Annotated in this window: 14 protein-coding genes; all 14 read right to left on the bottom strand. The window is 46.4% G+C overall.

Annotated elements, in window-relative coordinates; translation table 11 throughout:
* Nucleotide 1: 1 nt before the first annotated feature.
* A complete protein-coding gene (locus tag J8Z23_RS11585; protein ID WP_005394299.1) occupies nt 2-1978 on the bottom strand; it encodes a heme lyase CcmF/NrfE family subunit in 1977 nt (658 codons plus the stop codon).
* Nucleotides 1975-2460, bottom strand: coding sequence for a cytochrome c maturation protein CcmE (ccmE, locus tag J8Z23_RS11590; RefSeq protein WP_005380516.1), 486 nt, complete (start codon nt 2458-2460; stop codon nt 1975-1977). The genes J8Z23_RS11585 and ccmE overlap by 4 nt, the downstream gene beginning before the upstream one ends.
* Nucleotides 2457-2663 carry a heme exporter protein CcmD gene (ccmD, locus tag J8Z23_RS11595; RefSeq protein ID WP_005380515.1) on the bottom strand — a complete coding sequence of 69 codons (207 nt, stop codon included), beginning with the start codon at nt 2661-2663 and terminating at the stop codon, nt 2457-2459. Before ccmD ends, ccmE begins: the two co-directional genes overlap by 4 nt.
* Nucleotides 2664-2674: 11 nt before the next feature.
* Entirely contained in the window at nt 2675-3418 is a 744-nt protein-coding gene (locus J8Z23_RS11600; protein WP_005394301.1) for a heme ABC transporter permease, read from the bottom strand.
* 109 nt (nt 3419-3527) lie between these two features.
* Nucleotides 3528-4196 carry a heme exporter protein CcmB gene (gene ccmB / locus J8Z23_RS11605; RefSeq protein ID WP_006741714.1) on the bottom strand — a complete coding sequence of 223 codons (669 nt, stop codon included), beginning with the start codon at nt 4194-4196 and terminating at the stop codon, nt 3528-3530.
* 1 nt (nt 4197) lies between these two features.
* Nucleotides 4198-4815 carry a cytochrome c biogenesis heme-transporting ATPase CcmA gene (gene ccmA, locus J8Z23_RS11610; RefSeq protein WP_012841536.1) on the bottom strand — a complete coding sequence of 206 codons (618 nt, stop codon included), beginning with the start codon at nt 4813-4815 and terminating at the stop codon, nt 4198-4200.
* 286 nt (nt 4816-5101) lie between these two features.
* A complete protein-coding gene (locus tag J8Z23_RS11615; protein WP_046875563.1) occupies nt 5102-5596 on the bottom strand; it encodes a DUF2802 domain-containing protein in 495 nt (164 codons plus the stop codon).
* Nucleotides 5597-5610: 14 nt separating this feature from the next.
* Nucleotides 5611-6105 carry a chemotaxis protein CheW gene (locus tag J8Z23_RS11620; RefSeq protein ID WP_005380507.1) on the bottom strand — a complete coding sequence of 165 codons (495 nt, stop codon included), beginning with the start codon at nt 6103-6105 and terminating at the stop codon, nt 5611-5613.
* A gap of 35 nt (nt 6106-6140) precedes the next feature.
* A complete protein-coding gene (locus tag J8Z23_RS11625) occupies nt 6141-7235 on the bottom strand; it encodes a chemotaxis protein CheW (protein WP_434633615.1) in 1095 nt (364 codons plus the stop codon).
* Nucleotides 7225-8004 carry a ParA family protein gene (locus tag J8Z23_RS11630; RefSeq protein WP_006741712.1) on the bottom strand — a complete coding sequence of 260 codons (780 nt, stop codon included), beginning with the start codon at nt 8002-8004 and terminating at the stop codon, nt 7225-7227. Before J8Z23_RS11630 ends, J8Z23_RS11625 begins: the two co-directional genes overlap by 11 nt.
* A gap of 8 nt (nt 8005-8012) precedes the next feature.
* A complete protein-coding gene (locus J8Z23_RS11635; protein WP_047008842.1) occupies nt 8013-9125 on the bottom strand; it encodes a protein-glutamate methylesterase/protein-glutamine glutaminase in 1113 nt (370 codons plus the stop codon).
* 29 nt (nt 9126-9154) lie between these two features.
* Nucleotides 9155-11389 (bottom strand): chemotaxis protein CheA, encoded by a 2235-nt coding sequence (locus tag J8Z23_RS11640; RefSeq protein ID WP_047008843.1) that lies wholly within the window; start codon nt 11387-11389, stop codon nt 9155-9157.
* Between the two features lie 9 nt (nt 11390-11398).
* On the bottom strand, nt 11399-12139 hold the full coding sequence (locus tag J8Z23_RS11645; RefSeq protein WP_006741709.1) for a protein phosphatase CheZ: 741 nt from the start codon (nt 12137-12139) through the stop codon (nt 11399-11401).
* Between the two features lie 120 nt (nt 12140-12259).
* Nucleotides 12260-12628, bottom strand: a complete 369-nt coding sequence (cheY, locus tag J8Z23_RS11650; protein WP_017635949.1) for a chemotaxis response regulator CheY — start codon at nt 12626-12628, stop codon at nt 12260-12262.
* Nucleotides 12629-12673 lie beyond the last annotated feature (45 nt).

A 12673-nucleotide genomic window follows, 5' to 3' on the forward strand; every position in this document is an offset into this window, starting at 1 on the left:
GTTATGCCTCCTGCTCTTTTGACTTCGCGTTTTTCTTTGAAGATTTACGGAAGCGATAACGCTTATCTGAAATCGCTAATGCACCGCCTAACGCCATAATCAAAGAGCCAGCCCAAATCCAACGAACGAACGGTTTATAGTAAATACGAACAGCCCAAGATCGGTTGTCGTCTAAACGTTCACCCATTGCAATGTATAAGTCACGACTAATTCCACGGTCAATGGCAGCTTCGGTCATCATAGACTTAGCCGTACGGTAGAAGCGCTTCTCAGCGTGAAGCGTATTCACGTATTTGCCATCATGTGTGATCTCAAAATCCGCGATGTAGCCATCGTAGTTTGGACCATCTTTATCACGCAGGCCTGAGAAGTAGAAATCATAACCTTGAATTTGGAAGTGTTCGCCAGGTGCTAAACGTACATCACGCTCGATGCTGTAGTTCTGTACCATCGCAATACCGATAACAGATACCGCCAGACCAACATGACCCAACATCATCGCCCAATGGCTACGCTGCAGCTTGCGAACGCCTTCACTAAAGCTATGACGGTGCGTTGCACGCTCATATAGTTCAAAGCCATGCATTGCAATAATCCAAATCGCCATTACCCAGCCAATGTAAGCCATGGTTGAGAAGAAGTCGGCAAACAGGTATACGCATACCGCGGCCAAAGCAAAAGCAAGCACACCTGAAACGAGCATTGGTTTCACAAGTTTAGATAAATTGTCTCGCTTCCAACGGATAAGTGGACCAATACCAAGTAGGAAAGCAAATGGCATCATCAACCACGCAAACAGCATATCGAAGAATGGCGCACCGATAGAAACCGACCCCAAACCAAGCTGCTTATGTACGAGCGGCAACAGTGTCCCCACTAACACCACAACAAGTGCTGCGATAAGTAATACGTTATTGGCTAAGAGCGCGTTTTCACGAGAGACTAAGTCGAAGTTACCACGTACACGTACTGCTGCCCCTTTTACGGCAAACAGCAATAAAGAGCCGCCGATAACGAAAACGAGGAAGCCTAGAATAAACATACCGCGCGACGGGTCAGACGCGAACGCGTGCACCGATACTAAAATACCGGAACGGACTAAGAATGTGCCCAACAAACTCAACGAAAATGCAGAGATTGCCAATAGTACCGTCCACGCTTTAAATGTGCCGCGTTTTTCTGTCACGGCAAGAGAGTGCATTAATGCGGTACCCGCTAACCAAGGCATGAATGATGCGTTTTCTACTGGATCCCAGAACCACCAGCCACCCCAGCCAAGTTCGTAGTAAGCCCACCAAGAGCCTAGTGCGATACCGAGTGTTAAAAATACCCATGCAGCGGTTGTCCAAGGACGAGACCAACGGGCCCAAGCCGTATCAAGGCGTCCGGTCATTAGGGATGCGATCGCAAAGGAGAAGGCAACCGAGAAACCAACGTAGCCCATGTAAAGCATTGGCGGATGAACAATCAAACCAGGGTCTTGAAGCAGAGGGTTCAAATCACGTCCGTCAACCGGGAAGAACGGTAACGTACGTAGGAATGGGTTTGACGTTAGGATGATAAACAGTAGGAAACCCACTGAGATCATGCCCATTACGGCAAGTACACGTGCAACCGACTCTTGCGGCATACCACGACTGAATGTCGCTACAGCGACAGTCCAAGCAGCTTGGATTAACACCCATAGCAACAGTGAACCTTCGTGTGCACCCCATACTGCGGTTAAACGGTAGTACCAAGGAAGCTGACTATTCGAGTTGCTCGCTACATACTGTAACGTGAAGTCGTTGGTATAAAATCCCCAACATAAAATGGCGAAAGAGAACAACAGCATTAGGAACATAGACCAAGATAGCGGTCGCGCTGTGTTCATGAGCATGGTGTTATTATTCGATGCTCCCCACAATGGCAATACGCTCAGCAGCACAGCCATTGCAAGCGAAAGAATGAGAGCAAAGTGACCGATTTCAGCAATCATTGGCCGCTTCCTTGTTTCTGTTCTGTACTGTATTGAAGCGGTTCATGCGTTTTCTTCATCGCTTCCGCAATTTCTGGTGGCATGTATTCTTCATCGTGCTTCGCTAGGACCTCAAATGCCTCAACTGTCGTGGCATCTTTCAGTACACCTTGAGCCACAATACCCTGCCCTTCACGGAACAAGTCAGGAAGAATACCGTCATAAGTAATCGTCACTTTAGGACCGACATCGTGCAGGTCAAAACTCACTTTCAAAGAATTAGGATCTCGACGAACCGAGCCCACAACCACCATACCACCAATACGCAGACGCTGGCCTACTTCTGGCTTGGTGCCATCTGGCTTACCATTAACCAATTCCGTAGGAGTGTAGAAAAGGTCCATATTTTGGTTAAGCGCATAAAGTATCAAACCAATGGTGGCACTAATACCGATAAAGATCGCTAGTACGATACCTAGCCTCTTTTTACGTCTCGGATTCATAAGGTGTTCTCCATGTTCTTCGCTGCGTCGATACGAGCTTGACGGTCAATTTTTGCTTTCACTTCTTTCAATAATGCATCACCGCGGCGAAGGCTAGTGATCAGAAGAATCAGCATGGATAAGAAAGTAATACCAAACGCACTCCATACGTATGATGCGTAGCCACCCATGGCAAAAAAGTCGCTCAGAGATTCAAAATGCATAATCAATTACCTCACTGAGTTTGTTCTGTTGCGAGTTTGCGCACCCAAGGGCGGTGACTTTCTTTACTGATGATTTCGTTACGGAAACGGACCATCGTCACTGCACCAAAGAAGAACGCAAAGCCAAAGATGTTTAGCAATAACGGCCAAAGCATGTCGGATGAAATAGAAGGTTGTTCAAATTTCGTGATCGTCGCGCCTTGGTGAAGCGTGTTCCACCACTCTACGGAAAAGTGAATGATCGGAAGGTTAACAACGCCTACGATCGCTAAAATACCCGCCGCTTTTGCGGCTGTTTTCTGATCGTCAAACGCGTGATAAAGCGCAATAACACCAAGATAGAGAAATAGAAGAATCAACTCTGAAGTAAGACGCGCATCCCATACCCACCAAGTGCCCCACATTGGCTTACCCCAAACGGCACCAGTAAGTAGAGCAATAAAGGTAAATACCGCACCAATCGGCGCCATCGCAAGTGCCGCCATATCAGATAGACGTACTTGCCATACTAAGCCAATAAATGCCGCAATCGCCATCGACATATAAACGCCCATAGACCAAATAGCTGATGGGACATGAATGTAGATGATTCGGAAACTGTCACCTTGTTGGTAATCTGAAGGCGCAAATGCAAGCCCCCAAACCGTACCAACCGATAAGCATACGAGGGCCAATACAGAAAACCAAGGCAGAAACTTACCACTCAAACGGTAAGCGGTTTCTGGCTTGGCATAAGGATGTAGCCATTTCCACATGTTTTGTTCTCACTCTTACTTCAGGGACACTGTCTAAAGGGTTGAGACCGTAGCAGTGCTTTAATAATAATTCTTTGATCAAGCGCCGCTTCATTGGCACTTTATTGAGTTAGTTAACACTAACTCTCAATGCGGCACTAATGGCAAAAGGCGTTAACGTCATCGCTCCCATTAGCATCGCACCTAAAATTGCTAGTTGACCGTTATACGCCATACCAAGCGCGGCGGCATCAATTGCTGATGTTGCGAAAATCAAAATTGGGATGTAGAGCGGAAGAATAAGCAAACTCAAAAGAACGCCACCCTTTTGCAGCCCAACCGTCAAAGCCACGCCAATAGCTCCAATAAAACTTAGTGTCGGTGTACCGATCATCAAGGTTAGTACAACAGATAGCCAAGTATTGAAATCAAGCGAAAGTAAAACCGCCAATAATGGGCTAATTAGGATCAGAGGTAACCCTGTTAACAACCAATGTGCTATGACCTTTGAAACCACTACAAGTTGCAATGGAATCGGCATTAGCATCATTTGTTCCAATGCACCGTCTTGAAAATCATCACGAAATAGACGCTCTAATGATAATAAGGCGGATAGCAATGCGGCAACCCAAACAATGCCCGCTGCAATACGTGCTAACAAATTTGGTTCAGGCCCGATACTAAGAGGAAACAGAGTAATAACAATAATAAAGAACCAAAGCGGGTTCAGAATGTCTGCCTGACGGCGAAATGCTATCAATAGCTCGCGGCGAATGATGGTGGTCATAGATGGAATCATATCAATCACCCAACTTTATTTTTCTAAGTTTCGGGCTGTCCGAAAACATATCTTGATGCGTAGTCAACACGACAATACCGCCATTATCAGCGTGACTTGCGAACAAAGATTCAAGCACTTTGACGCCTTGCTTATCGATGGCGGTCAACGGTTCATCTAAAATCCATAAAATTTGCTTACTGAGCCATAACCTTGCTAGTGCCACTCGTCGTTGCTGACCTGCGGAAAGCTGTGCTACAGGCACATCTTCTCGACCAGCTAAACCAACTTGAGTTAAAGCAGTGAAGATTTCTTCGTCAGAAGAGCGGTTATTTTGAATAGATTGGTAAAAACGTAAGTTTTCTAGTGCGGTAAGCTCTCGTTTCACTCCAGTTTGATGCCCTAAGAACAGCAGATCTTGATGGAAAACATCACGAGATTTTTCAACCTCTTCTCCTTTCCACTTAATGATGCCTTCTTCTCTATCACCTAAACCTGTCACAATACGTAGTAACGTAGTTTTGCCAGTACCATTGCGCCCTTCTATCTGGACCAATTCACCAGGCTTAATTTCAAACTGCAGGTTTTCAAACAGGACCCTCTCATCACGGATCGCTGTCAGGTTAGATACTTCTAACATAGAGCTTCAACTAAAAAATGAACGAAGCGCTATATTAGCACAGCTTAGTTATGACAAAACAGGATAAGAGGGCTGGGATGTATGTAAGTTCATGTATTTTTGTTAATTAATCGTCACACTTTAATAAAATTAACTATAAGTAGTTATAAGCTCTCATTTTAACTTGGGGAGCGAGTGCTAAGAATGAAGAGAGCTCAAGGTAACCTAGGGCTGTATTGCAAAAAGATAATTAGTAACCGAACACAAAAAAAGAGGCTTATCGCCTCTTTTTATCGCTTTAAAACCTTTAGCGTCGACGACGTCCACGCGTCGGGTATTCTGCATCATCTGATGGCTGACCGCTTAGTGGTGGAATTTTCTCTTTTCCCGCCAGTTTTTTCTGTAGTGAAAGCATCAATTCCGCTTCAGCTTTTGGCAGTTCACACTCTTCAATGAGCTCATTGATATCTGCACCAAGCTGTACCATTTTAGAAGCTCGACTGTACAAGCGACCATCAGTATCAGCGTGCTCGAGTTCACGAATTCTCTCGTTTAGGTGCTGAATAATGTCTTGTTGTTCCGTTACTTTTTGTCCAAGACCAACGACAACCGAACGCACTTCGAGTAACTGCTTACTCAACTTTTGTACTTCTTTATCTACATGTCGAGACTGTGCTCGTTGCTGGTCTACTTGCTTTTGCAACCCCGAGCGAATGCGCAGTTGCAAAACAACCAACACCAACACGATAAAAGCGACGCCACCCGCAAGGAATGGAACAGATAAAAGAGTCTCTTCAGCCATCATTATTCAGCCCATTATAGGTGAGCCATCTCGTCCCATTCGTCATCCGTTAGGAGCTTGTTCAAATCCACAAGGATAAGAAGCTTGCCGTCACGGTTGCTCACACCTTGGATGAACTTCGCGCTTTCATCAGTACCAACAGAAGGCGTCGTGTCAATTTCAGAAGAACGTAGGTAAACCACTTCTGCCACACTATCTACCAAAATACCAATCACTTGACGCTCTGACTCGATCACAATAATACGAGTATTATCTGTAACTTCGCCTTCCATCAGGCCGAAACGCGAACGCGTGTCGATAACAGTAACCACGTTACCACGCAGGTTGATGATACCCAGAACATAATCTGGCGCACCTGGAACGGGTGCAATTTCAGTATAACGAAGTACTTCACGAACTTGCATTACGTTGATGCCGTACGTTTCTTCTTCTAGCTGGAACGTCACCCACTGAAGAACTTCGTCATTCGATGCATCTTTCTTCACTTCTACTTCAAAAGCTTGAGACATAGTTAATCCTCGTTAATGTCGTTCCCGACTTAAATCTAATTCAGTGATTTGACATCTAAACCGGCGTTTAGCATGTCAATGAGCGCCTGGACATGAATTAAGGCGCACATTTTTTCTTTTACCATGCCCGCTAGCCAAGGGCGCTTACCCGCCTGTTCACGCCAGCGAACCTTGTCGATATTGAGCGTTTCCGTCCCCATTAGTTGGTTACTGGCCAGCCCCCACATGCTCTCTCCAAGCATGACAACGTATTGGTAATTATCTTTGTAACTGTCATCGCGAAGCTTATCTGCCATCACCCATTTCGCGGTATCGACGACATCAAACTGTTGCTCACGATTTGTTTGTAGCCCCAAATACCAGGCGGGCTTTCCTATCAAATGGTTAAGCTCGCTGATGCGATGAATACCACCTAACTCATCAAGCGGTACGGCAAACGTGACATCATTCACATCAAAGTAAAGCACTTGAAAATCTTCACTTCGCTTCGTGCTTTCCCAGTCAGTTGGTATTTCGGAACCTGTTTGTGTCTCGAGCTCGGTATCAACGTTCGATTCTATATTGACATCATGCTCAATCACCGATTGAGGTTCAACCAGTTCTGGCTGAGTTTCCTCAAAAACTGGCGCATCAATCGCCCAGTCTTGTATCTCTTCAACTGTTTGTAACTCGGGCGTCTCACTAACGGTTTGTACGTCTGGCTCAGCCGCTTTTATTTCTGCTGCAATATCAATCGTATTTTGTTCAAGAATACTATCAATATCTAACTCGGCTACAGGGTTGCTTGCTTCAAGCTGACTTAATAACCTTTGCACATCTTCCAGATTTGGGGCTTCCAATTCTGGCGGGTACGCTTCTTGAAACTGGTAAGTTTCCGGCTCCGAGTATTGAAACTGCAATTCTGGCTCTGGCTCTGGCTCTGGCTCTGGCTCTGGCTCTGGCTCTGGCTCTGGCTCTGGCTCTGGCTCTGGCTCTGGCTCTGGCTCTGGCTCTGGCTCTGCAGATGATATTTCTTGAGCCAGCAAGTCAAGCTCTTCCTCAAGAGTCGTTGCTTCAGCCTCATCACCCAATAGCGCATTAAAGTAGTCATCAAGCGCTTGTTCACTGGAAAGCACGTCGTTACTGCTCATCGAACGCTAACCTCTCCAGGTAAATCAATAACTGTTTATACGCAAACACACCACGACTACCAGATGCAAAATGCGATGCTGGCAAATGCTTTAAACTAGCATCACGGAACTTGGTATCAATCGGCACCGCAGAGGTCCATACTTGATTTGGGTAATCTTTCTTCAGTTGCATCAATGTCTGCAAAGACGCTTTGGTGCGCTTGTCATACATCGTTGGAACGATAGTCACTTTGAAACCACCCGGACGAGACTTTTGCATAATGGTTAACGTGCGCATCATGCGTTCCAAGCCTTTCATCGCCAAAAACTCGGTTTGAACGGGAATCAAAATTCGGTCACTGGCGGCCAGTGCGTTCACCATCATCACACCAAGAATTGGCGGACAGTCAATCAAGACATAATCATAGTCTTGTGAGACCGCTTGTAGAGCTCGTTTTAAGATCAACCCCATCCCACTGCGATTCCCCATGACACGATCAAGCGTCGCAAGGGACATATGCGCGGGAATGATATCCATCCCTTCCAGTTTTGTCTCTAGGATTAACGGCCTCACCGTTTCACGAGAGAATGTCTTCAACTGGAATAAATCAAACAGGCTCGAAGTTACTGCGTCAGGATCATAACCAAGATAGGTAGTCAGTGATGCGTGAGGGTCAGTATCGACCATCAGTACGCGATGACCTTTTTGACTCAGCAAACCCGCTAATGTCACTGTTGAGGTGGTTTTACCCACGCCACCTTTCTGGTTAGCTACACTCCAAACAATCATGATGAATCCTACGCTAGGCCAACTTCCACCAACATGCGTTCAGCAATGCGGTCAAGCGGTAAATCTTCTGAAGAAATGCCTGCTTTAGCAACAGCTTGGGGCATACCATAAACAACACAACTTTCTTCATCTTGAGCCCAAATAGTTGAACCTGCAGACTTCAACATACGAGCGCCCTCACGACCGTCTGCACCCATACCAGTCAGCACTAAAGAGAGTACTTTGTCACCGTATACTTTGGCTGCAGAACCAAAAGTCACATCCACACATGGTTTGTAGTTCATGCGGTCGCCGCCATCAATGATGCGAAGACGAGCAGCCCCTGCTCGACCATCCACCATCATTTGCTTACCACCTGGAGCAAGGTAAGCCACACCAGGCTGTAAGACATCGCCATCTTGTGCTTCTTTCACTTGAATCTTACACAAGGTATTCAAACGACTGGCAAATGCAGCAGTAAAGGTTGCCGGCATATGTTGGATCAATACGATCGGATGCGGATAGTTCATCGGTAAACGCGTCAGAATTTTTTGCAAAGCAACCGGACCACCAGTCGACGTGCCAATTGCGGTCAGTTGATACTTCTTACCAGAGGCTCGGAACTTTGCCGCAGCCGGTCGAGCAGGAGCTGGAGTCGCTGGCGAAGCCGTTCTTGAGCCTAGTGGACGAGCTGCCGCACTGGTACTCGCAGCAGCGCGAGTGATTGGTCGACGCATAAAAGCGCGCTTCGAAGCAATCTGAATAACTCGTTGCTGAAGCAGTGACACCGCTTCTTCGCGGTTACGTGCGATGTCTTCAAACTTTTTCGGTAAGAAATCCAATGCGCCCGCATCTAGCGCATCAAGCGTGGCTTTCGCCCCGTCATGAGTCAGGGACGAAAACATTAGGATTGGCGTTGGAGCCGCTGCCATGATTTCACGCACAGCGGTAATGCCATCCATCACTGGCATTTCAATATCCATCGTGATGACGTCCGGTTTAAGAGATTTGGCTTTCTCAACCGCCTCTCTGCCATTTACCGCAACGTCAATCACTTCTAGGCGCGATTCTGAGTTGATGATTTCGCTCACGCGACGTCGAAAAAAACTCGAATCATCAACGACTAGTACTTTAATCGCCATCTTATTCCTTTTAATAACGTCAGCTTTGCTTAAAGGCGTGAAGCCGCAGCATATCGCTTAAGTAAATCAGGCACATCTAGAATTAATGCAATATGGCCATCGCTAGTGATTGTTGCACCAGCCATGCCCGGAGTGCCTTGCAATAGATTATCGAGTGGCTTAATAACCACTTCTTCTTGACCAATAAGCGTATCCACAACAAAACCAACGCGCTGGTTACCGATCTGTACAATAACCACATGACCGTGACCAGTACGCTCTTCGACGTTTTGTGATTTGGATGCTAACCAGTTCTGTAAGTAAAATAGCGGGATAGATTTTTCACGCACAATGATCGTCAACTGACCATCTACCACGTTTGTGCGACTCAGATCCAAGTGGAAAATTTCGCTCACCGATGCCAGTGGCAGCGCAAACGGATGACCGCCAACACCAACCATCAGTGTTGGTAGGATCGCAAGCGTCAGTGGTACTTTGATGGTGATCTTAGTGCCTTTACCTAGCTCAGAGTCGATATCGATTGAACCATTTAAGGTGTTGATAGCCGTCTTAACCACATCCATGCCAACGCCACGGCCAGAGATGTCAGAAATTTTATCTTTACTTGAGAAACCTGGCGCAAAGATAAGGTTGAAGCACTCTTTGTCTGTTAAACGGGCCGCTGCATCTTCGTCCATCATGCCGCGCTTAACCGCGATACCACGCAGTTTGTTCGGGTCCATACCGCCGCCATCATCTACGATGGATAGCTCAATGTGATCCCCTTCTTGTGATGCAGACAAAATCACTTTACCTGTGCGTGATTTACCTGCTTTCGCGCGGTCGTCTGGCATTTCAATACCGTGGTCAACCGAGTTACGAACCAAGTGAATCAATGGATCAGCCAATGCTTCTACAAGGTTTTTATCGAGATCGGTTTCTTCACCGCGCATTTCCAACACGATGTCTTTATTTAGGTTGCGCGCCAAGTCACGGACAACGCGTGGGAAACGGCCAAATACTTTCTTGATTGGCTGCATACGCGTTTTCATTACCGCGCCTTGCAGATCCGCCGTTACGACATCAAGGTTGGCGACCGCTTTGGACATTTCTTCATTGTCGCTGTTCAAACCAAGGCTTAATAGACGGTTTCGGACCAATACAAGCTCACCTACCATGTTCATGATGGTATCAAGCGTTGAGGTATCGACACGAACGGTTGCCTCTGCCTGAGGCTTTTTAACCGCTGGCGCTTTCGCCTCTTCTTTCACCGCGACAGGTTTAGATTCTGGTTTTGGTGCTGGAGCCGGAGTTGGAGCTGCTGGTGCTGGCTTAACCGCAGGCTCAGGTTTCGCAGGGCTTTCCTCTACGTTTGCTGATGCCGGCTTCGTTGCCATATCCAGTTCTTCTAGCGTAGGACCTTTGCCCGCACCATGTAGCTCATCGAGTAACTTTTCGAACTCTTCGTCCGTCATTAAGTCACTATCTTGATTTGCTGACGATGCAACTGGCGCAGCTGGTTCTGCCGCTTTAGGAGGTTCTGCTGGTGCAGATGCTGCAGCCTCTGCCGCTGATGGACTTTTGCCAACGCCGTGAAGTTCGTCAAGTAGACGCTCAAATTCATCGTCAGTGATATCGCCACTTTCAACTGATGGCGCACTTGATTGAGGGGGCTCAGATGGCGTTGTTGGTGTCGCAGGTTCTGAAGCGCCTGGAGCTGAGCCTTTACCATGAAGCTCATCCAGCAGCTTTTCGAATTCGTCTTGGGTAATTTCATCAACAGAGCCGACACTTGACGCTGGCGCGGCAGGTTCTTCAATAACAGGCTCAGGAATGACAGGTTCAGGAGTAACCACTGGTTCTTCAACCACGGTTGCAGCAACTTCATCTTCTGATTCAGGTTTACATAGACGATGAAGTTCTTCAAGAAGGGCAGGATCCGCAGCTTCCAATGGCTCACGATCTTGAACAGCTTGGAACTGGGTATTGACCGTATCCAACGCTTTTAGCATCGTATCCATTAAGTTTTGCGTGACCGTGCGTTGGCCGTTTCGTAAAACGTCGAACACGTTCTCCGCACCATGACAAGTATCGACTAGCTCTGCCAAAGACAGGAAGCCAGCACCGCCTTTTACGGTGTGAAACCCGCGGAAAATTGCATTAAGTAAGTCTTTGTCTTCTGGGTTATTTTCCAATTCAACCAACTGCTCAGAAAGCAGTTCGAGAATTTCCCCAGCCTCAATGAGAAAGTCCTGAAGAATATCTTCGTCTAAATCGTAGCTCATACGTTACCTTTAAAATCCAAGACTGGACAACAAGTCATCGACTTCGTCCTGCGATGAAACCGCATCTTCTCTCAGTTCTGGATGAAGAATCGGGCCTTCGGCTTCGCTTGTTTGTGTATTCTTTTTATCTGCCGGTTCTGACAAAACTTGAATGTGTTCTTCAGGTTTATTTCCAGAGAATACGGTTAGGATTTCCACTAAGCGGCCTTCTACTTCATTTACCAACGTAATTACGCGGCGAATAATCTGGCCAGTTAGGTCTTGGAAGTCTTGCGCCATGAGAATTTCGGTCAATTGACCACGCAACTCAGTGCTGTCACCTTCGACTTGAACTAATAGCTCGTCGATTCGGTGACAAAGTGCTTTGAATTCGCTTAATTCGATGCGCCCGTGCATGAGTTCATTCCATTGAGGACGAACTTTCTGAAGGCAATCATGCAGGTTGTCAGCGATAGGAAGGCAGCAGTCGACTGCATCCATCGTTTTGTTGGCTGCTAGCTCTGTCTTCTCGATCACATAATTAAGACGATCCCTTGCGTTAGGGATTTCGTCTTTCGCAATTTCGGTCATGCGCTGATCGAGACTGAACTGCTTGAGTGATTCGTGAAGGTCTCGAGTTAAGGCTCCAATTTCTTGCAGCATTGGATTCTCGGCACCTTCGTAGATCGAGGCAACAAGCATATTGGCTTGGTCTTGTTCCCCGTTTTCTAGCATTTGAACGAGTGACTTCGCCTGCTCTAGTGAGATCATTCTGAATAGACCCTTTTACGTTTAGTTCTTCTTATCACTTTAAAAACGCTAAACGAGTCATTTAATAGGTATTTAATAATTGGTATGAATGACTCGAATAACAAAGAGAAAAAGAGAGAGTTATAAACGCTCGAAAATTTTATCTAATTTTTCTTTTAATGTTGCAGCAGTAAATGGCTTAACAATGTAGCCGTTTACGCCTGCTTGAGCAGCTTCAATGATCTGCTCACGCTTCGCTTCAGCCGTGATCATTAGAACTGGCAAATGCTTAAGTTCTGCATCCGCGCGGATGTGTTTAAGCAAATCGATGCCTTGCATACCTGGCATGTTCCAGTCAGTTACAACAAAATCGAAGTCACCTTTTTTCAGCATTGGTAATGCGGTTAAACCATCGTCCGCTTCTTGAGTGTTATTGAAACCCAAGTCACGAAGCAGGTTTTTAACAATACGGCGCATTGTTGAGAAATCATCAACAATAAGGATCTTCATGTTTTTATTCAAAATTGCCTCCACTGAATCGTAAAATCAGTGTTT

The sequence above is a fragment of the Vibrio sp. SCSIO 43086 genome (assembly GCF_051132235.1).
Taxonomy (GTDB): domain Bacteria; phylum Pseudomonadota; class Gammaproteobacteria; order Enterobacterales; family Vibrionaceae; genus Vibrio; species Vibrio diabolicus.